The 20,543-nt window shown below is 38.3% G+C and carries 18 protein-coding genes, 1 pseudogene and 2 riboswitches; of the genes and pseudogenes, 4 read left to right on the top strand and 15 right to left on the bottom strand.

The genetic code is table 11. The annotated features are described in order from the left end of the window. Positions 1 to 456: 456 nt before the first annotated feature. Positions 457 to 1,770 (bottom strand): NCS2 family permease, encoded by a 1,314-nt coding sequence (locus KSHG_RS14980; RefSeq protein WP_010309005.1) that lies wholly within the window; start codon positions 1,768 to 1,770, stop codon positions 457 to 459. A gap of 97 nt (positions 1,771 to 1,867) precedes the next feature. Continuing rightward, a riboswitch (purine riboswitch) is annotated at positions 1,868 to 1,969 on the bottom strand. A 189-nt stretch (positions 1,970 to 2,158) separates the two neighbouring features. Between KSHG_RS14980 and KSHG_RS14975 the strand changes: the two genes are divergently transcribed. Continuing rightward, positions 2,159 to 2,779 (top strand): pentapeptide repeat-containing protein, encoded by a 621-nt coding sequence (locus KSHG_RS14975; protein WP_010309001.1) that lies wholly within the window; start codon positions 2,159 to 2,161, stop codon positions 2,777 to 2,779. A 33-nt stretch (positions 2,780 to 2,812) separates the two neighbouring features. Here the strand turns inward: KSHG_RS14975 and KSHG_RS14970 are convergent, their stop codons facing one another. After that, on the bottom strand, positions 2,813 to 3,610 hold the full coding sequence (locus tag KSHG_RS14970) for an alpha/beta fold hydrolase (RefSeq protein ID WP_042232328.1): 798 nt from the start codon (positions 3,608 to 3,610) through the stop codon (positions 2,813 to 2,815). A 130-nt stretch (positions 3,611 to 3,740) separates the two neighbouring features. Further along, entirely contained in the window at positions 3,741 to 4,439 is a 699-nt protein-coding gene (gene apf, locus KSHG_RS14965) for an aggregation-promoting factor (RefSeq protein ID WP_010308995.1), read from the bottom strand. Positions 4,440 to 5,090: 651 nt separating this feature from the next. Here apf and KSHG_RS14960 point away from each other — a divergent pair. Further along, positions 5,091 to 5,390, top strand: coding sequence for a zinc ribbon domain-containing protein (locus tag KSHG_RS14960; RefSeq protein WP_010308992.1), 300 nt, complete (start codon positions 5,091 to 5,093; stop codon positions 5,388 to 5,390). A gap of 265 nt (positions 5,391 to 5,655) precedes the next feature. On the opposite strand, the gene guaA is transcribed toward KSHG_RS14960, so the two are convergent. The 12 genes and pseudogenes from guaA to KSHG_RS14900 all read right to left on the bottom strand — a co-directional run bounded on the left by guaA (position 5,656) and on the right by KSHG_RS14900 (position 18,997). Then, positions 5,656 to 7,209: a glutamine-hydrolyzing GMP synthase gene (gene guaA / locus KSHG_RS14955; RefSeq protein WP_010308989.1), complete on the bottom strand. Its 1,554-nt coding sequence runs from the start codon at positions 7,207 to 7,209 to the stop codon at positions 5,656 to 5,658. A 141-nt stretch (positions 7,210 to 7,350) separates the two neighbouring features. Then, a riboswitch (purine riboswitch) is annotated at positions 7,351 to 7,452 on the bottom strand. A gap of 34 nt (positions 7,453 to 7,486) precedes the next feature. Next, complete coding sequence (locus KSHG_RS14950; RefSeq protein ID WP_010308985.1) at positions 7,487 to 9,670, bottom strand: transglutaminase domain-containing protein; 2,184 nt, start codon at positions 9,668 to 9,670, stop codon at positions 7,487 to 7,489. Continuing rightward, positions 9,667 to 10,878, bottom strand: coding sequence for a DUF58 domain-containing protein (locus KSHG_RS14945; protein WP_010308981.1), 1,212 nt, complete (start codon positions 10,876 to 10,878; stop codon positions 9,667 to 9,669). Before KSHG_RS14945 ends, KSHG_RS14950 begins: the two co-directional genes overlap by 4 nt. Continuing rightward, on the bottom strand, positions 10,875 to 11,825 hold the full coding sequence (locus KSHG_RS14940) for an AAA family ATPase (protein WP_026022629.1): 951 nt from the start codon (positions 11,823 to 11,825) through the stop codon (positions 10,875 to 10,877). Before KSHG_RS14940 ends, KSHG_RS14945 begins: the two co-directional genes overlap by 4 nt. Before the next feature lie 128 nt (positions 11,826 to 11,953). Then, on the bottom strand, positions 11,954 to 12,646 hold the full coding sequence (locus KSHG_RS14935; RefSeq protein WP_010308975.1) for an ABC transporter ATP-binding protein: 693 nt from the start codon (positions 12,644 to 12,646) through the stop codon (positions 11,954 to 11,956). Beyond that, on the bottom strand, positions 12,646 to 13,452 hold the full coding sequence (locus KSHG_RS14930) for an ABC transporter permease (protein ID WP_010308972.1): 807 nt from the start codon (positions 13,450 to 13,452) through the stop codon (positions 12,646 to 12,648). The genes KSHG_RS14935 and KSHG_RS14930 overlap by 1 nt, the downstream gene beginning before the upstream one ends. Beyond that, on the bottom strand, positions 13,452 to 13,907 hold the full coding sequence (locus tag KSHG_RS14925) for a nitrous oxide reductase accessory protein NosL (protein WP_010308969.1): 456 nt from the start codon (positions 13,905 to 13,907) through the stop codon (positions 13,452 to 13,454). Before KSHG_RS14925 ends, KSHG_RS14930 begins: the two co-directional genes overlap by 1 nt. Next, entirely contained in the window at positions 13,904 to 15,187 is a 1,284-nt protein-coding gene (locus tag KSHG_RS14920) for a right-handed parallel beta-helix repeat-containing protein (protein ID WP_010308963.1), read from the bottom strand. The genes KSHG_RS14925 and KSHG_RS14920 overlap by 4 nt, the downstream gene beginning before the upstream one ends. A 50-nt stretch (positions 15,188 to 15,237) precedes the next feature. Continuing rightward, complete coding sequence (locus tag KSHG_RS17185; RefSeq protein ID WP_010308960.1) at positions 15,238 to 15,789, bottom strand: nitrous oxide reductase accessory protein NosL; 552 nt, start codon at positions 15,787 to 15,789, stop codon at positions 15,238 to 15,240. 181 nt (positions 15,790 to 15,970) lie between these two features. Beyond that, complete coding sequence (gene nadE / locus KSHG_RS14910) at positions 15,971 to 16,795, bottom strand: ammonia-dependent NAD(+) synthetase (protein ID WP_010308957.1); 825 nt, start codon at positions 16,793 to 16,795, stop codon at positions 15,971 to 15,973. Between the two features lie 2 nt (positions 16,796 to 16,797). Continuing rightward, a pseudogene (locus tag KSHG_RS17180) lies at positions 16,798 to 18,280 on the bottom strand (nicotinate phosphoribosyltransferase). A 216-nt stretch (positions 18,281 to 18,496) separates the two neighbouring features. Next, positions 18,497 to 18,997 carry a methylated-DNA--[protein]-cysteine S-methyltransferase gene (locus tag KSHG_RS14900; RefSeq protein WP_010308953.1) on the bottom strand — a complete coding sequence of 167 codons (501 nt, stop codon included), beginning with the start codon at positions 18,995 to 18,997 and terminating at the stop codon, positions 18,497 to 18,499. A 98-nt stretch (positions 18,998 to 19,095) separates the two neighbouring features. On the opposite strand from KSHG_RS14900, the gene KSHG_RS14890 reads away from it, so the two are divergent. Beyond that, on the top strand, positions 19,096 to 19,773 hold the full coding sequence (locus tag KSHG_RS14890) for an ABC transporter ATP-binding protein (protein WP_042232317.1): 678 nt from the start codon (positions 19,096 to 19,098) through the stop codon (positions 19,771 to 19,773). Beyond that, positions 19,770 to 20,543, top strand: a 774-nt coding sequence (locus KSHG_RS17175; protein ID WP_010308947.1) for an ABC transporter permease, incomplete at its 3' end; no start/stop codon positions are given. The genes KSHG_RS14890 and KSHG_RS17175, both read left to right, overlap by 4 nt.

Below are 20,543 nucleotides of genomic sequence, written 5' to 3'. Positions count from 1 at the left end.
GGTTCATCATACGTCGTTATTAACGACTCATTTATTATATCATCATAACTTTTAAAAAGCAAGAACTTTTTAAAAAAGTTTTTATGATGTTTGTCGTTCGGAAACAACTTTTATATAATATCAACTTATGAAGTGAATGTCAACATCTTTTTTAATATTTTAATCAACTTCGCTTGTCAACGTTGTTAACTATACGCCTGAAACGATAATGTGTCAACAAACAAATTCATCTTTTATTAGAAATCCTTTTGTAAATACACGGCATATTAAAGATATTCTCTATTCCATCCACATAAAAGCTATTTCATAAAACAATTATAAACAATTTACACAGTCGTTTTTTATTTTCAACATACTACTTTCTTCTATATAGTACATCTCACAACTCATTATTTCATACAAAAAAGGGAAGGCATGTTGATCATGCCTTCCCTTTTATTAAATGTTGTAATTGAATTATTTTCTTACGAAAACAAAATACAGAATGAATACGACGAATAGTACGTACATTAATGGATGAATTTCTTTACGACGACCTGCTAACAACATCGTAATCGGATAGAAGATAAATCCTAATGCAATACCAGAAGCGATACTTGAACTCATTGGCATCATAAAGAATGTTAAAAATGCAGGAGCTGCAATTTCAAATTGATTCCATTCGATTAAGCGTAAAGCCGATACCATTAAAATACCGACCATCACAAGTGCTGGTGCTGTTACCGCACTCGTTAATACGTCTAATAATGGGAAGAAGAATAATGATAGACCGAATAAAATCGCAACGATAATTGATGAGAACCCTGAGCGCGCACCTGCTGCAACACCAGAAGTTGATTCTACATAAGCAGTCGTTGTTGATGTACCGAATAATGAACCGATTGTTGTACCGAGTGCATCCGCCATTAATGCGCGACCTGCACGTGGCATCGTACCATCTTTACGAATTAAGCCTGCTTTATCAGCAACAGCCATTAATGTACCTGCTGTATCAAAGAAATCAACAAATAGGAACGTTAATACGACAATTAAGAAGTTCAAGTTTAGTAATGAACCAAAATCATGTAAAATCGGATCTAACGCTACACCGAATGTTGGTGCTACACTCGGAATTGCAGATACGATTGTATCTGGGGTTTTAATAACACCTGTTACCATACCGACAACAGCTGTAATCACGACTGTAAAGAAAATACCTGCACTTACTTTTTTCGTTAAGAAAATAATTGCTAATACGATGCCGAATATCGCAAGTAGTACACTACCATCTTTTAAATTGCCTAATGTTACTAATGTCGACTTATCGGCAACGATGATCCCTGATGTACGTAAACCGATGAAAGCGATAAATAAACCGATACCTGCTGATACCGCGTATTTTAATTGTTGTGGAATTGCATTAATAATTGTTTCACGAATACCTGTTAAAGAAAGAACGATGAAAATAAGACCTGAGAAAAATACACCTGTTAAACCAATTTGCCATGGCAAACCGTATGTACCAACTACTGCATATGCAAAGAAAGCATTTAATCCCATCCCCGGTGCTAACGCAATTGGGAATTTCGCTAATATCCCCATAATAAGCGAACCGACGATTGCTGCTAAAACTGTTGCTACGAATACTGCGCCTTTATCCATTCCGGCTTCTGCTAACATATTTGGGTTTACAGCTAAAATGTAAGCCATCGCTAAGAATGTTGTCACGCCCCCAATGATTTCTTTACGGTAATTCGTACCGAGTTCATCAAATAGGAAATACTTTTTCATAATGATTAATTCCTCCGAGTGTCGTCTGAAACAAAAAAAGTGCACGAGCCTATTTATAGGTCGCACACGAACGATTTCTGCAAAATGCAGATAATGAAGAAGCTACTTCTTCAATCGTAGTCAAATCATTTACGGTGATTTGGTAGAAACTTTCGAGCCATATTCTCGACCTTATACGACGACGTTATTTAATTACAGTGCTAATATACCATGTTATTTTTAATGTTTCAATATTTTTTCCGAACATTTTAAAAAATTTATTGTTTATAGTTCGTAAATACGCAATTCGTCGAAATTTTTCCATATTTCAATGTACTTTCCTTGCTTTTTGTAGGAAAAGAACGTACAACTTAAAGAAATATTATTTTCTTCTTTAGGAGGAACACAAATGAACTTTCAAACAGACCCGATTAAAATCAATACGACAATAACCGATCAGCGTGTTTTTTTAAACGATATTGAAGAACATACGCATTATATCGATTGCGTCATCATGTGGGACGATTCAACCGAAAGAATAAGTGACGTTTGTTTCGAGAATTGCCGATTTTTAGATTGTGACTTCTCTAACTTCGAATTACTCGATGTCGTATTCACGAAAGGAGACTTATCGAATATTCCTTTCCACAATAGCGCGCTTTATCGAACTGGCTTTAACGCTGTGAAATTACTCGGTACAGAATTTTTACACACGACGATGAAAGATGTGCATTATTTAGATTGCGTCATCAACTACGGTCAGTTTTCAGAAAGTAAGTTGAAGGACGTTATTTTCGAAAAAAGCGAGTTAAAAGAATGTTTCTTCCGCTACGTTACATTAGCCAACACACAATTTTCGTATTGTGAATTGCATGAAAGCGACTTTTTAGAAACATCCCTAAAAGAAATTGACTTTTCCACTTCTGAATTCGATACATTGCAAGTAGATGGACCTGGCATAAAAGGATTAACGATTCGTCATGATCAAGCAGCAGGACTTCTCCCTTCTCTAGGCATTACGATTAAATAATAAAAAAACGAATCTTTTTTAGGATTCGTTTTTTTATTGTGCATATTGATCAACAAACGCCAACATCATTTGATTAAACTCGATGGGTGCTTCTAATTGTGGGACGTGACCACTTTTCTCAAAAATATACGCATGTCCTAATTTTGCTAACTTCGCACTTTGTTCTGCATGTTCATAGGACCAATAAGGACTTTGCTTACAACCGACGAATAAAATGGGACAGTCAACACGCTCTACAACGTCTCGCCAATCTTCGAATAAGTGATTTTGTAATAAAGCCGCCGTATCTTTCAATTGGAATACGTGATCTTGTTCTGCGTACTGCGCTAATTTTTGTTTCAAGACGATATCAATTTCATGTACAGTCGCTTTCGGTAATTGTTGTTTCAATACGTCTGCAATATTGCTTAGCTTCACATCATACATACCGTATTTCCATGAAGCATCATTAATCATCTTAGGTGTTTGGTCAACAGAAAGCATAGCACGTACATGATTCGAACCGTGAAGCATCATGTACGCATAAATAACAGATACACCTTGTGAGTGACCAATCATAATTACATCGTCTAAATCGAGCAATTGTAATAAGTCATGTACATCTTCTCCGTGGCGTGCAATATGTTGTCCGTGCAAAACATTTTGAGAAGCACCATGTTGTCTTCTATCTAAACCAATCACGCGCAAGCCTCCATGTGCAAGCAATGCCTCTGCTTGATGGAACCAAGACTTCACTCCTTGACCATAACCTGCAAGTAAAATAATTGGTTGTCCTTCCCCTTTGTCAAAGTAAGCAAGCGTTGCTTCATCACTCGCCACGAAATAATTCATCAAAAACTCCATTCCATTCACCTACTATATAAAGTAATTTATTTACAAATACCCTTTTGATTAGACGAAAAAACCTGAGAGGACAATCCTCTCAGGTTTAAATAGTTTATTTTTATAAAGTTCTTACTTTCTAGTACCAGCCATTTTTAACCCAGAAAGATTTTGCATTTTCCCAAGAACCGTAACGTTGTTTAACATAGTTGTTTGCAACGCGTTCTTGGTTTGCAGCAGAGTGGTCACCTTTTAAATAAGATTTATCTAATTGGTAACGGCCAATGTATTTACCTGTTGCACTACGAGCTGAGTAAGAACCGTTTGATTCTTTGTTAGCAATCCATTCTTTTGCAGAATTAGATCCAGATGTAGTTGTTGCAGCAGTTTTAGTTACTGACGCTGGTTTTGCATAAGATTTTTTGTATGTTGGTTTTGCGTAAGATTTCTTATAAGTTGTTTGTTTTTTATAAACTGGTTTTTTGTAAACTGGTTTTTTGTAAACTGGTTTTTTGTATGTTGACGCTGTAGAAGCGCTAGCTTGCTGTGTTGTTTGTTGAGCTGTGCTCGCTTGAGTTGTTTTCGCTACTGATTGACCTTTAGAAGGAATAATGATTCGATTCCCAGCATAAATCATATTTGGGTTTGCAATACCGTTTGCAGACGCAATTGAATTTACTAGAGAATAGTCACCAACATATTTTTGAGAAATCTTTGCTAAAGTGTCTCCTGATTGAACTGTATACGCTGTTTGTGCGCTTGCACTTGATGCACCTGCAAATGCTACTACTCCTACGGCTAATGATGTTCCGGCTACTAAAGCTTTGATTGATTTCATATTAAATAATTTTCCACCTTTTTTTATATTTGTCACTTTCACGTTTTTTAAAAAGTTGCTAAGTTATTAAATATACGCTTATTCGTTGCGCTTATATTTTTGCGCTTGCTCTTTTTAAGCTGAGATAAGAATACCATGCTCAACTTTGACATAAAATACGGAAATATTACATTTATGTTAATGGAGCATCGTAATATTACAAAACACTGTAAATTACAAAGAATATTCCGACTAATTAAGTCTTTATTTAAATAATTATTATCGTTTAAAGATAATTAATGGGATAATTATGAAGTAAGTAATATTACAAAAAACTTTAAAAAACCAAAAAACTTCATTTTTCTTTATTTTTAAGCGATTTTTACCTTTATATGCCATATTCTTTAGGTAAACGTTCTTAACATAATGATTTTTTATCTATATTTCTCAATTCAAACTACTTTATTTTGAGTACTTTTACTTAAAAGTAAATGGACGGAATACACGTTATCAAATAATTGTTATTATTCTCTCTTTTTTAATCAAAAATACCTCATTTTAACATTTATGGTTTCTCATATTTTTCCAAAGGGTATACTTAAATGGATTCTATTGATTAAATCGTGCACCAATTGCACCGTCTAATCTATTTCATTTAAAGGAGGCGTTCCTATGCAATGTCCTAACTGTCACGCAGAAATTAGCGAACATGCTGAAATCTGCCCAAAATGTGGCGTCCGTATTAAACAGGCACCAGGAGTAGGTGTCGATCAACCAAACTGGGGGATTAACATTATTTCTCTTTGCTGTATTCCGATTCTTGGTATTATTATGTACTTCGTTTGGAAGAATGAAAAACCTGCTGCTGCCAAATCCGCTTTAACATTTAGTTTAATCGGTATCGGTGTTGTCGTTGTGGTATACATCTTAGCATTCGCTCTTGGGCTCGTTAGTTCGTTAGCAGATGTGTAACTTCTTTATATAGAAGAAAGTCCACTTTTTTTCATAGAAAAATGAGTTTCTTCTATATAATAGTAAAAAGAGAGTTAGGAACAAATCCTACTCAACTAGAAAGAGCCACCATGGTTTTAAAATCACGGTGGCTCTTTTTAGATTGTTAGTTAGTTTAAACGATCCTTTTGCTACTTTCATCCTCACTTTAAGCGAGATCATTATATATTTTGCAGAAAATAAAAAGAAGTCATGAATATTCATGACTTCTTTTCATTTTAATTTATTATTCCCACTCAATCGTTGCTGGTGGTTTAGAAGTAATATCATACAGTACGCGGTTAACGTGGTCTACTTCGTTTACGATACGTACTGAAATTTTTTCAAGTACGTCGTAAGGAATACGAGCCCAGTCAGATGTCATACCGTCGATTGATGTTACCCCACGGATACCGATTGCGTAGTCATACGTACGTCCATCACCCATAACACCTACTGAACGGATGTCTGGTAATACGCAGAAGTATTGCCAAATGTCACGGTCAAGACCGGCATTTTTGATTTCTTCACGTAAGATGAAGTCAGCATTACGTACGATTTCTAATTTATCTTCTGTTACTTCGCCAAGTACACGGATACCAAGACCAGGACCTGGGAATGGTTGACGCCATACGACTGCTTCTGGAAGGCCTAATTCTAAGCCTAGTGCGCGTACTTCGTCTTTGAATAATGTATTAAGTGGTTCGATTAATTCAAATTTCATGTCTTCTGGAAGACCACCAACATTATGGTGAGATTTGATTGTTTGCGCTGTTGCTGTACCAGATTCGATAATGTCTGTGTAAAGTGTACCTTGAGCTAAGAAGTCCATATCTTTAAGCTTCGCAGATTCTTCATCGAATACATAAATGAATTCGTTACCGATAATTTTACGTTTTTGTTCTGGATCAGAAACACCTTTAAGTTTATTCATGAAGCGATCACGTGCATCGATTTTGATTAAGTTCATATCAAAGTCTTCTGTGAAAGTTTTCATAACTTGTTCTACTTCACCTTTACGGTTTAAGTTATGGTCTACGAACATACACGTTAATTGATCACCGATTGCTTTGTGGATTAACACAGCAACTACTGATGAATCAACACCACCTGAAAGTGCGCAAAGAACTTTTTTATCGCCCACTTGTTCACGAATTTTTTCGATTTCGATTTCGATGAAGTTCGCCATTGACCAGTCGCCTTTACAGCCACAAATGTCTAATGCGAAGTGACGAAGTAAGTCGTTACCATATACAGAGTGACGTACTTCTGGGTGGAATTGTACAGCGTAGAATTTACGTTCAACGTTCGCCATTGCTGCGATTGGACAAGAAGTACTCGTTGCGATAGTTGTAAAACCTTCTGGTGTTTCAGTAACTAAATCCCCGTGGCTCATCCATACAACTTGCTCTTCTGGTGTGCCAGCGAATAAAGCGTTATCTTCTAACACTTTAATTTCAGCTTTACCATATTCACGGTGAGCTGCTTTTTCTACTTTACCACCTAGTGTGTGAGACATTAATTGCATACCATAGCAAATGCCTAAGATTGGTAAACCTAGTTCGAAGATTGCTTCATCAATTTTGAAAGCATTGTCGTCATAAACAGAGTTTGGACCACCTGAGAAAATAATACCTGTTGCATTTAAGTCTTTTAATTCTTCTGCAGTAATTGTATGTGGGTGTAATTCACTGAATACACCGAATTCACGAATACGACGTGTAATTAATTGATTGTATTGACTACCGAAATCAAGAACGATAATTTTTTCTTGATCTTTTAGTTGTGTACTAGCTGACAACTTATTTCCACCTCTTCAATATATTTTGTTTATAATTAACCCCCCAAAAACTTTACAAAAAGGCCGTGTAAAAATGAAATAGTTTCTACACGGCCTCTAATGATAGGTGAAATACTAGACTTTATTTATATAAATAAATAGAAGCCTTTCGTTCACCTTCATAGTCAAGTCGTTTACGGTGACTTGGTAGAAACATTCGATCCATATTATCGAACATATATGAGGGGAATTTAATTATAACTCGTTGTGCTAAGTGTACATTTACGTTGGCTTAAAATCAACCTATTACGCTATTAATTAAATATTGCCAACTTTCTTTTAATTCATCCCACGCTACAAAATTCGTATCTGGGTCATACACATGTCGTTCATATTGTTCTGTGAAGCGTTGCATATGCTGTTCACCGAACTGACCGTCGACACGTTTCGCAAATTGTTGCAACGTTTCTCCTTGGCGTTTTTTCAAGTTTACTAATGCCAACATGCGCAGTAAATCATTGTACGCTTGCTCAATCGAAACCGATTTTTTCGAGCGATAACGCAAAAGCATCAAGCGAGGCAACCATTTTCTACGGCTGCGCCATACGATGTAAGCGAGTAGAACGAGAGCAATACAAATTACCGGCAAGAGCCATTTATTCGATGAAGACGTATTACTTCCTGCTTCATTCGCTTGATTTTGCTGTTCTTTTTTCTCTTTTACATTTGGCTGTTGCTCTTTTTTCGGTTGTTGCTCTGCAACTGGTTCATCTTTTGGCGCTGTAGATGTATCCGTTTGATTGCTCGGAGAATTGTCTTTTTTCGTATCATCTATAATTTGATTAAAGTCGTTAAAACCAATCGTCGGTTCAAACTGCATCCAACCGACACCTGGAATGTATGCCTCTACCCATGAGTGTGCATTGTTGTTCGTAACGGTGAATTTATTTTTTGATACTTCATCTCCGTTAGAAAAACCTTTCACCCAACGAGCGGGAATACCTTGCGTTCGTAACATGATAACCATCGCTGTCGAGAAGTTATCGCAATAACCGACTTTCGTATCGAATAAAAACTGATCGACATAATCTTGTTCTTTTGATGGATATGGTACGTTTTTGCGAGAATACGAATAACCATTCACGCGGAAATAAGATTCGATAGCATTCGCTTTATCGTAAACGCTCTTCTCATCTTCTACAATTTTATCCGTCAGCTTCCCTACTCTTTGTGGCAATGCATCGGGAAGTTGTAAATACTTATCGTATGCAGAATCTAATTTTTCTAAATCGGTCATTTTTGAGTGATCTAGCACGCTTTTCTTATACGTTGGTGAAGAATAACTCATCGTATATTTTTTCAACGTAATTTTCTGTTCATTTTTCGTCGGACGTATTTTTTCCGTATCTAACTCGACGTAGAAACGATTGTTGCTGTCCGTTTTATCAATCGTATACAAGCCATACGGTTGTACGACAAATTGATATTGTTTAAATGATTGGACGCTCATCTGACTCGTATTTTTTTTCGAGTGAGGTTTGATTGATAGCGGTACTTGTTTGTCATAATCAAACGATGTGACGTACACATCCCCTGCTTTTCTTTCCCAACCTTTACCGGTATAAATGTATTTCGTGTCGACACGTAAATATTGATTTTTGTTCGCCTCTACTTGAAATACTTTCGTATGATCTTCTTCAAAACTACCGCCTAGCTTCGAATCATCTTCTACGTAACCAACTTTCCCTGTAGGCGTCATCCAACTTTTAATGAGTTCGTCTAACTTTTCAATCGGTTTCGGTAAATCGACGAGCGGTTCTTTTTTCGGCATCGCATACGCAAATGCAGCACTGACACCAATCATAAGAAGTAACGGTAAAATCAATTTCAAATAACGTAATAACGTTGGATACATATGGTGCTGAATAAACACTTTTTCGATAAATAACATACCTGCTAAAAAAAGACCGATACAAAGAACGCGGACGATTGCACCGTTCGCATTGTATTCTGTAAACGTATCAAGTGCGGCTAAGAAAAAGACCGTTAAAAATAAAAATAAAAAAATCGTATGTTTAATCGTTAACCAGTGATGGACTAAATACACCGTCATCCAAATTAAAGCGAAGAAAATAAGCATTTTGAAACTATCTGCGATATTTGCAAAATCACCTGTAAAAATAGCTGGTACGCTCATGACTAATTCACTTACGAGATTCGGAATCGCAGCAGCGTCCAAATTCCCATAAATATAAAAAAGACTATAAAAAACAACAGCCGCTTTTAAAATGGCATTACAAAAAGAGGGCCAAAACGTGATAAAATTCGTCACTAAACAAAGGATGACAAAGAAAAGAATAAGACCGAAATGCCCTGTCCCTGTTAAGTCGACAATTGGTACGAGCCATTCATACATTAGTAAAAACATGAGTACGTATAAAATCGTTACACTCGTCCACTGAAGCGCTTTTGATTGATTCATCGAACCCCTCCTTCTTCAAATGCACGTGCAAAATGATTCGTCGGAACGTAAATAATTCGCATGCCTCTACTTGCGGCAAGCTTTTCCGTACCGGTCGCTTGATGCACTTTCGTTGGATCAACGAGAAGAAATACGACACAATTTTTCGGCGATTTGGCTGCTAAGCTTAACGCTTCTACCCAATCGCTTGACAACTCAGCAGTCACAAAATAAATGAGTGCTGCCCCGCGTAGTTGTGGATCGTATGCATACGTTCTTTTCACACGAACTTCCGCTTCTTCCAAACTGGCTAAGTGAACCATTACTTGTTGCAATTGTTCATCCGTCTGCATATTTTTGAATACGAATGGTTTTTGTAACGCGCTTATATAGTTAAATGATTCAAATTGACGTCTCGCTGAAACCATTAAAGAAGCAGCAAAGGAAATCTTTGATTCAAACAATAAAGACGGTGCGACGTCTAATAAAAACCACGTTTCATCATCTTTATGAGGTTCAAATTCTTTCGTTTGTAACTTTCCTGTTTTCGCAAAGCTCTTCCAGTGAATCCAATTCATCCGGTCACCCGCTTCATAATCTCGAATGCCTGCGACGACATTTGAATTATCCGAACGACGTTGTTCAGATGCTAAGCTTCCTTGCGTTTGATAGCGGAACATTTTTTTGTAAACGAGTGGTTGCGTCGTCGGAAAGACGAGGACTGTTCGCTTCCCTTCAACGAATTTCGTCTTCTTCACCCAACCGAAAAAATCCGACACCGTCACGTACATACCTACGAGTTGATGCTCTCCACGCGGAACATCCATAATCGAATACGACCACGAAAGTTGCTTACGGAATCCGACATTGACGAGACGACGAGTTTCTTGTTGTTCCACCGTATCGAAAACACCTTTCGGTAACACTTCTTCTACGATGACATATAAAAGAGGCCACCTCGTTTTTCGTTTTAATGTCACATGCATCGTCAGCGTATCATGTTGATGCAAGCGTACATTTTCCGTATGCCTTTCCAACTCAAACTGATTAATCGGAATGAACCATAATAAAATAGAATAGATGAATGGTGGAACGAGCATGTAAAAAATAAACCAGCTGACGAAACTACCTTGAATTATCGCAAAGCCCAACGCAACCGCTAACAATGCAAAAACAGTAAGCAAGCGGAATAATGCCGAGGAGCTTAATCGAATAGATTGTTTCCTCATAAAGCTTCAGACTTTCGTGTCGGTACAGCTGTCTCCATGACGATGCGGCCGACGATTTCTTCCGGTGTCACTTGATCGTAGCGTGCTTCTGGTTTCAAGATTAAGCGATGTGAGAAAACGAATGGTGCTAAATATTGAATGTCATCAGGTGTCACAAACGTGCGCCCTTTTAATAATGTATAAGCTTGTGCTGCTTTCATAAGAGCGATGGAACCACGAGGACTCGCACCTAAATAAACGTACGGATGCTGACGTGTTGCTTGCGCTAATGTGACGATATATTGTTTCACTAAATCGTCTACGTGAATATCTTTTACCGCTTGTTGTAAGAGGAGTAGCTCTTCTAAACTAACTACTGCTTCTAACGTATCAATCGGTTTTTTCGATTCTGCGCGGCGTAGCACTTCGATTTCATCTAAAATATCCGGATACCCCATTTTCAATTTTAATAAGAAACGGTCTAACTGCGCTTCAGGTAGTGGATACGTTCCTTCATACTCAATCGGGTTTTGCGTAGCCATTACGAAAAATGGCTTCGGAATTTCAATTGTTTCACCGTCTACTGTCACAGCAGCTTCTTCCATTCCTTCTAATAAAGCAGCTTGTGTTTTAGGCGATGTACGGTTAATTTCATCCGCTAAAACGATATTTCCCATTAACGGCCCTGGTCGAAATTCAAACTCTAACGTTTTCGGATTGTAAATCGACACACCTAATACGTCTGACGGTAATAAGTCTGGTGTAAATTGAATACGTTTAAAACTAGCACCGATGGATTTTGCTAAAGAGCGGACCATCATCGTTTTACCGACACCCGGTACGTCTTCTAGTAACACATGTCCTTGTGCCAATAATGCGACAACGCTTAATTCAGCAACGTGTTTTTTACCAATCATCACTTTTTCAATATTTTCAATAATTGCTCGTAACTTCACTTGAGTATCCATTGTCATCCTCCATATTACATAATGCTTTCATTATAGCATGGTCGAAACGGTTCATTCTCCTTTCGACTGTCTATTGCATAGAAGTGAAAAAAACTCGAACGCATATGTCCGAGTTTTTATTTACGCTATTAAGACGGTAAAGCATTTCCCATCTTTTGCATGAAAAGTTGTTCTAAATGTGCGACCTGTCCTTGCTTTAATACGTCATTTAATGGGCCGTGCATAAACACTTCCCCTTCATGTAATAACAATACATCGTCTGCTAATTCTTCAGCAAAAGATAACAAATGCGTAGAAAATAAAATCGTTTTGCCCGCTTCTTTTTCTGCACGTAAAATATGTTTCAATTCCGCAATCCATAAAAGGTCTAACCCATTCGTTGGCTCATCTAAAATTAATAATCGTTCGTTCCCTAATAAACTTTGCGCTAAATTTAATCGTTGCCTCATCCCTCTTGAAAATTGGCGAACGCGTTGTTTTCGAAATTGCCATAGTCCGACACGCTCTAACACTTCCTGACAACGTGATTTCGGAATTTGTTTCAACTGAGCAAGCAAGCGAATAATTTCTTCTGCCGTTAACGCGAGTGGGAATTGGAGATCGTCTGGCATATAGCGAATCGAGCGCTCTCCGTCCCAAACAAATTCACCTGTATCGGCCTCTTCCTCACCAATCAATAGACGAATGAGCGTCGATTTTCCAGCGCCATTTCCTCCAGCAAGTGCAATAATACGTCCTTGTTCTAACGTAAAATCAATTTGACGCAAGCCTTGTTCATTCGTATAAATTCGTCGTATGTTCTTTCCTGTCACTAATGCCATTATACGTCACGTCCTTTTTTACTTAAAATCCAATTGGCAATGCTGAGTGGTAGTACGACCCACAAGCCACTTAATACGACGAATAAAAAATAGCCGAAAAACGATGAATAAAATTCCGTAAATCCGTAATAAGCTGGGCCGAGTACGGTCGTCTGTCCAGAAAACATGAAGTACCCAAAACGCAGCCATTCCGCCGGATTCAAATGAATCATCACGATTGTTACGTATTTCAACATCGTACCTGACACGACTGTACCGAGTGCCATTAATACGTATGAAAATAATAAAAGACATAGTGCCCAAACGACGAGCGATAACGATAAAGCGTGCAATCTATTTTTCGCAAGCACACCACAACATACCGCAAGCGCTGAAAAAATAACGACCATAAAAAGAGAAAGTACGATGAAGACAACCGGTAGCTGCATTTGACCGGTAATGCCTGAAATTGTCAAAACAATACCGAATGCGAGTAATAAAATGAGTAAGAACGAGGCAACGATCGCGACATACTTGCTCCATAAATATCCAAAAATACTCATCGGATACGTTTTTAATAACGCATACCAGCCTGATTCAATATCACTTGCGACGCTCATACTTCCGATCGTCAACGTGAATAATGGCAGTAAAAATAATAATAAATTTAAAAAACTCGCCATTTGACGCGTAAAGCCATCTACCGGTAAAGCCATTTGTTGAATGAGTGAAATTGCTGCAAAGATGACGACGAATAAGAGTGCGACGAGCTGCATCCATCGACTGCGTAGCATTTGCTTCCATTCCATTTGAATAAATAAGCCCATTACGCGTGCGCACCCCAATCTATCGCCTTCACTTCATCAAATGAAATGATATTCCCTTTACCTTCTTTTTTTATATACGCTTCGGCTTCTTCCTTCGTTTGAAAAGCAATGACACCATAACTCATCGGTGTAGCAATCGCTTCATCTGAAACGAAAATCGCTTTTTCAACTTGTACCCAATCATCTCCGCTATAGTCTTTCACGAAAGCTGCACCAATATCGCTCTGGTCCATCTTATTGTAATAAGTCATCAAACAGCCAATATCATCAAACACTTCATAGTCCCCGTTCGCTAATGCTACTTGTCCCGCATACGGTTCTTGTGAAATCCCCATATTACAAATGGCACAAATATCCGTCGCAAAATTAATGCCACGTGCCTCAAATTGTTTATTTCCACAGCCTGGTAAAATGAGTGCCGCTATTAACAAACTAGCCGTCCATGTTTTTTTCATCCTATTCTTACTCCCTTTCTCCACAAATAAATGGCACCACCTAACATAAGCAGTCCAAATAAGAGTGACACTATGTGAATAGTATTTTGCCTTTCACTAAAATTACTCGTCGGCTTAATGACAGGTGTGTCGTCAACGAGCTGATTTTGTTCTACTTTATTCGTCTGCTGGTCCATTCGATTTAATAGCACGACAGATGGCGATTCGATAAAATATTGATACGCGGGCTCTCGTACCATCCATTGTCCAAAACTTTGAAGGGCGACATATTTCGTATCGCCCATACCGTCCTCGTCTAAATCTGTTCCGTCGTAGTCGTCATAATAGTTATGATGAATTTTGCTGTCGCTACCGTCCGAACGAATGTTTAAAATATTGCCGACGAAGTCATTATCTGTGACGACATTGTCTTCATCTGACGCTGTAAATTCGATTGCCGTTTGATTCGATGAAAAAACGTTCTTTCGAATCGTCGCATTTTTTAGCGTTTGGCTCAAAATAGCCGTGCGATTACCTGAAAATATGTTATGCTCTGCCACGATATTTTCAGCATTGTATAACGTAAAACCTGACGAGTTCCAGTCCCATTGAATGCTAATCGTGTTATGACGAAGTGTGGCATTTTTTGCTAACATAAGCATAATCCCCGTCACATTTCGCTGTAGCGTATTGTTCTCTGCTTTGATGCCATCTGCATACATAAAATGAAGTCCGTATCGGCTTTCGGTCGCTACATTATTTTTCACGATAACATCTTTCGTTTTCTCTAAATAATATGCATCTTGCACGAGTGTCACGTTATTATTTTGCAACGTTACTTGCTCACTTCTGTAAACAGCTAAGCCATATCCTTTCGATGCATATTGCCCGTCCAAACCTCGTAATGTTAGCCCTTTAATCATCACTTGCTCTGAATCGTACACTTGCACACCACTAAACATTTGCACCATTTCTAATTGATCTAATGTAATTTTTTTCGATTTTTTAACCGCAACCGCTGATGTTGATTGTAAAAAACGCAACCCTTTCAATGTCACCTGTTGTGTATTTTCTATCGTTAATACAGGCTTTTCACTGTCTGACATGAGAACTGTTTTTTCTCCACCGACAATCGTAATAGGCTTTTTAATAACCGCTGTTTCCATATAATCTCGGTCAAATAATGTCAACGTCCCACCAGCTGGTGTTTTGTCAATTTGTTGTTGGAGTGTATCGGCATGTGCGATACTTGTAAAGCTAATTAAGCTTAAAAAGAAAACGAATAAAAAGCGTATTTTCAACGGACGAACCTCCCGTACTAATTTCATATCACTCACTTTTTAAATGTCATTTATTCGTGATGTTGCTTCATTTTCATCTTCATTTTTTCAGATGCTACTTCATCAATTGCCGAAACAGCAACTAATTTAGCATCGTCATATTGATCCATGAACTTATGAGCATTTGCTTCTTTTTTGAAATAAGCAAAACCATAATTCATCGGTGTTTTCACAGAAGCTTTCACAATTTTAGCATCGTCTAATTTCATCCATTCTTTCGAGTCATAATCTCGTACGAATTTTTCTAATGTGACGCCATGCTCACGTTCGTAATTCAACATGCAGCCCGCATCATCGAAAAATAAGTTATGGCCGGACGCATCAATTGCCTGTGCCGCAAATGCCCCAAACTCCGTATCTTTTTGGTATACTTTCATATTACAAAATGCACATCGTTCCTCTTTTGACGGTTCCTTTAATCGACCGTCAATAAGATTTAATACGTCCGCCGTCTTCGTTGTTTGTTCTACCTTTTTCGTTTCACTCGGCTGTCCTTCTTCATTTCCACATCCCGCTAACAATACACCTGCGATCAACATCGTTGCCCCTACTTGAATTTTCATCTTACTTGCTCCTTCCTATTTGCTATCTAGCTACAGTATACGTAGAAATTGTGAAATCCTTTTGAAATCCAATTGACTATTTCCGTAACTCATGTGCAAACCTTTTTATGCCCAACATAAAAAGCACTCCGAAAGAGATAAGCTCTTACGAAGTGCTTTGTATTTTCTTTATAAGCTACAATTATTTCCAAAAATCATCGTATACTGTAATTGGTAAATGACGTTTATGTTCAGTTTTCATATAATGGTTTTCGATTATTTGTTGGGCAGAAGCATCGATTGCTTTGCCTTCTAAATAGTCGTCAATTTGATCATACGTTACACCGAGAGCAACTTCATCTGGTAATGAAGGACGATTTTCTTCTAAATCGGCTGTTGGTTTTTTCTCATATAAGTGCGCAGGGCAGTTTAAATGCTTTAAGATAGCTTTCCCTTGGCGTTTGTTCAAGCGCCAAATTGGCGTTAAATCGGCTGCACCGTCTCCAAATTTCGTATAGAAACCGGTAATCGCTTCGGCTGCATGGTCTGTTCCTAGAACGACACCACCGTTTGTAGCCGCAATCGCAAATTGTACTTTCATACGTTCGCGTGCTTTTTCATTCCCTTTTACAAAATCGCTCAATTCAATTCCTGCATCACTTAATGCTCGTACACTTTGATCGACAGCACCTTTAATGTTGACCGTATATACGTTCGTCGGTTGAATAAAAGCAATGGCATCTTCACAATCTGACTCATCCGCTTGGACACCGTAAGGCAAGCGTACGCCCCAAAATGAATAACGCGCTTCGCCTACTTCTTCATTCAGTTCATCAACAGCCATTTGAGCAAGCTTCCCTGCTAAAGTAGAATCTTGACCGCCTGAAATACCTAGCACGAATCCTTTTACGAATGAATATTTTTTTGCATATTGTTTTAAGAAATCGATTGTACGACGAACTTCTACTTCTGGATCAATCGTCGGCTGTACACGTAGTTCTTCAATAATAGATTGTTGTAATGTCATAACTACTTTCCTCCATTTTGTTCAACAGTACGTTGGACCATCTCTTTAACTTCTTCAATATTTTTCATTTTGTTATCCCAACATTTTTGGCTTAAATCGACTGGATATTCTTCTGGATTTAATGAACGTTTGTATTCATCCCATAGTTGGTCTAAGTTTCGGAAAGCAAATTGTTTCATCTCTTCGACAGAAGGAGATGCGTACACAACTTCCCCATTTTCTACGACTTTTTTTATGCAAATCACGTGCTTCAAAATTCGTCACGAATTTTGAAATGAACGTATGCACGGGATGGAACATTTTTAAACGTTCCTCATGACTTGGATCTTCGTCATACATGCAAATGTAGTCGCCCTCCGCTTTTTGATTTTCTAAATCAATAATACGGAAGATTTTTTTGCGACCTGGTGTCGTTACTTTTTCAGCGTTCGCTGAAATTTTAATCGTATCTTGCATCACGCCTTGTTCGTCTTCAATTGAAACGATTTTGTATACGGCTCCTAACGCTGGTTGGTCATAAGCTGTAATAATTTTCGTACCAATTCCCCATAGGTCAACGCGCGCATTTTGTGCACGTAAGTTTAGCATCGTATATTCATCTAAGTCATTTGATACGACAATTTTAGCATCTGGGAATCCAGCTTCGTCTAACATTCTGCGTGCTTCTTTCGATAGGAATGCGATATCCCCACTATCTAAGCGAACGCCGATAAAGTTAATTTTATCGCCTAATTCTTTTGCTACTTTAATTGCCATCGGTACACCGGATTTTAACGTATCGTACGTGTCGACTAAAAAGACGCAATCTTTATGGCGACGTGCATATGCATGAAATGCATCGTAGTCATTACGATAAGATTGAACGAGCGAGTGTGCATGTGTGCCGGCAACTGGTAAGTTAAATAATTTTCCTGCACGTACGTTACTCGTAGAATCAAATCCACCGATTATCGCTGCACGTGTACCCCAAATTGCAGCATCCATTTCTTGCGCACGACGCGTACCGAATTCCATGACGATATCTTTTCCTGCTACGTGTTTAATGCGGCTCGCTTTTGTTGCAATTAACGTTTGATAATTCACAATGTTAAGAAGGGCTGTTTCTATTAATTGTGCTTCTACTAAAGGTGCTTCAATGCGAAGAATCGGTTCGTTCCCGAATACTAATTCTCCTTCTTCCATTGAATACACATCACCAGTAAAACGTAAGTCGCGTAAGTATGCGATGAAATCTTCTTTATAGCCTACTTCATCTCGTAAATAAGCTAAATCTGATTCTGAAAACTTAAAGTTGTTCAAGTAATCTAGAACGCGTTCAAGTCCTGCGAAAATGGCATAGCCGTTTCCGAAAGGTAGTTTACGGAAATACAATTCGAAAATTGCTTTACGATTGTGGATTCCGTCGTCCCAATACGTTTCTGCCATGTTAATTTGATATAAATCTGTATGTAACGCTAGGCTGTCGTCTGGATAAATTGTTTTCATATTTAATCCCCACTTCCAAATTATTTAGAGCATCGTTAATATAATACGTTCCCCATTTACGCCTTTAATAGTCCTTTTAAATTTTCTAATATATACCTATGTAAATCAGTATAATACATCATACCAAAATTAGGCTCATACTGCTTCTATTTGCCATATGTCTTGTCACATGTCTATTATACTGCTTTCTCGTCTCATTAGAAAAGAAGTTCGTTTTTACTTACCAAACTCTTTGTACTGCGTAATATTTTCAATAGCGAGTAATTTTTTCTTCAGTGGAATACCACTTCGGAATCCCGTTAGTTTCCCATTTTTTCCGATGACACGGTGACATGGGATGACGACGAGTACCGGATTGCGTCCAATAGCATTCGCCACAGCACGTACAGCGGTCGGGCGGTCGATGGCTTCTGCAATTTGCGAATACGTGCGTAGTTCACCGAATGGAATGCGCATCAATTCCTGCCAAACTTGTTGTTGCAAGTTTGTTCCTTCCACATCGAGTGGCACGTCAAATTGCGTACGCTCACCTTTTGCATACGCTATAAATTGCGTAGCGTATTCGCTTTCCTCATTCACCATTTCAATGAGTAGTGCTCCTTTTTTCTCAGCAAATTGTTGTAGCTCTTGTTCATTATTTCCGACGTAACAAAGCCCTCTCTCCGTACTTGCTAGAAAAATCGTATCGTCAAATAAGTTCACTTTTGTAAAATCCATCGTCGTTCCCTTCTTTCTAATTTAAATATGGTACAGTTATCATATCAAAGGAGGCGTTCGATGACATCTACATTCACTTTTGACAACGTACACGTTACATTACAACAAACCACTATTTTAAAAACATATGCGGACAATTTCCAAAAGGAAAAATTACTACACTTCTCGGTCCTTCTGGTTCTGGAAAAACGACCGTTTTAAAACTTTGCAATCATTTATTGTCGCCAACTGCTGGTACGATTCAATATAACGAAAAAAAGCTAGATGCCTATGACCCGATTTTACTTCGTCGTCACGTTCGCCTAGCACTTCAAGCCGCTCCGATGATTAAAGGCAGCGTTTTTGAAAACCTAGCCCTCCCTCGTACGTTACGTGGAAGAAAATTAACAGAAGATGAAGCAAATCATCTTCTTGAAATGGTTTCATTACCACACTCTTTTTTACATAAAAAAGTACAAAAACTCTCAGGTGGACAGCGTCAAAAACTATCCATCGCACGCACGCTCGTCGATAAACCGGACGTTTTATTATTAGATGAAATCACGTCGGCACTCGATCCGTTTGCTGTACAAGAAATTGAACAGTTGATTCAATCGATGAAAGCGGAAGGAATGACGATTGTTTGGATTACGCATAACTTAGAGCAAGCGACGCGCATCGGGGATTACATGTGGTTATTGCGTGCAGGGGAACTCATTGAATCGGGTCCGATTCATTTACTTGAAACGTCCGAAAATGAAGCCGTCCAACAATTTATGCGAGGTGAGTTACTATGAGTTTCGCAACGTTAGCGATTACGCTTTTATTCGTCCTCATTCCACTCATCTTATCGAAAACACTTCATCTCGGTCTCGGAAAAGATATGACGATTGCGACCGTTCGTTCTATCATTCAATTACTTGCGATTGGATACGTTCTGCAACTCATTTTCGATCAACAACATATCGTTTACATCTTTTTAATGGTCGCTTTAATGATTGGTACAGCGACGTTAAACGCTCGTAAAAAAGGTTCGCAAATTGATGGGATTACGTGGAAAATTGCGATAACACTCCTTATTATCGAAGTCATTGTCATGAGCATTTTGCTCGGCTTCCACGTCGTTCCCGCGACCGCACAATATATTATTCCACTTAGTGGTATGGCGATTGGAAACTCGATGGTATTAACGATTTTATTTTTAAATCGCTTCACTGCGGAAATCGATGCCCATGAAACGGAAGTAGAATTAATTTTATCGCTCGGTGGCACGCCGAAACAAGCCATTCATCGTCAACTCACATCCGCAATTAAAGCGAGTATGCTACCGACGATTGAAAGTCAAAAAACAATTGGTCTCGTACAGTTACCTGGTATGATGAGCGGACAAATTATCGCTGGAGCAGATCCAATACAAGCGGTTATGTTTCAACTACTCGTCTTATTTATCCTTTTAACGACTGCTTCTGTATCGAGCGTCTTACTCGGCTATTTAAGCTACCGTCAGCTGTTTAATCATCGTATGCAAATTCTCACAGAAAAAATTTTCCAAACAATAAAAAGTCGC

It is taken from the genome of Kurthia senegalensis, assembly GCF_000285595.1.
GTDB lineage: Bacteria > Bacillota > Bacilli > Bacillales_A > Planococcaceae > Kurthia > Kurthia senegalensis.
This window is presented reverse-complemented; position numbering and strand designations above follow the sequence as displayed.

What these genes read in the sequence shown, in the direction of transcription:
- apf (WP_010308995.1), bottom strand. Translation starts at nt 4,439, where the DNA reads ATGAAATCAATCAAAGCTTTAGTAGCCGGAACATCATTAGCCGTAGGA.
- KSHG_RS14960 (WP_010308992.1), top strand. Translation starts at nt 5,091, where the DNA reads ATGCAATGTCCTAACTGTCACGCAGAAATTAGCGAACATGCTGAAATC.
- KSHG_RS14950 (WP_010308985.1), bottom strand. Translation starts at nt 9,670, where the DNA reads ATGAATCAATCAAAAGCGCTTCAGTGGACGAGTGTAACGATTTTATAC.
- KSHG_RS14900 (WP_010308953.1), bottom strand. Translation starts at nt 18,997, where the DNA reads ATGGATTTTACAAAAGTGAACTTATTTGACGATACGATTTTTCTAGCA.
- KSHG_RS14975 (WP_010309001.1), top strand. Translation starts at nt 2,159, where the DNA reads ATGAACTTTCAAACAGACCCGATTAAAATCAATACGACAATAACCGAT.
- KSHG_RS14930 (WP_010308972.1), bottom strand. Translation starts at nt 13,452, where the DNA reads ATGGGCTTATTTATTCAAATGGAATGGAAGCAAATGCTACGCAGTCGA.
- KSHG_RS14935 (WP_010308975.1), bottom strand. Translation starts at nt 12,646, where the DNA reads ATGGCATTAGTGACAGGAAAGAACATACGACGAATTTATACGAATGAA.
- nadE (WP_010308957.1), bottom strand. Translation starts at nt 16,795, where the DNA reads ATGACATTACAACAATCTATTATTGAAGAACTACGTGTACAGCCGACG.
- KSHG_RS14945 (WP_010308981.1), bottom strand. Translation starts at nt 10,878, where the DNA reads ATGAGGAAACAATCTATTCGATTAAGCTCCTCGGCATTATTCCGCTTG.
- KSHG_RS17185 (WP_010308960.1), bottom strand. Translation starts at nt 15,789, where the DNA reads ATGAAAATTCAAGTAGGGGCAACGATGTTGATCGCAGGTGTATTGTTA.
- KSHG_RS14980 (WP_010309005.1), bottom strand. Translation starts at nt 1,770, where the DNA reads ATGAAAAAGTATTTCCTATTTGATGAACTCGGTACGAATTACCGTAAA.
- KSHG_RS14970 (WP_042232328.1), bottom strand. Translation starts at nt 3,610, where the DNA reads ATGAATTATTTCGTGGCGAGTGATGAAGCAACGCTTGCTTACTTTGAC.
- KSHG_RS14925 (WP_010308969.1), bottom strand. Translation starts at nt 13,907, where the DNA reads ATGAAAAAAACATGGACGGCTAGTTTGTTAATAGCGGCACTCATTTTA.
- KSHG_RS14940 (WP_026022629.1), bottom strand. Translation starts at nt 11,825, where the DNA reads ATGGATACTCAAGTGAAGTTACGAGCAATTATTGAAAATATTGAAAAA.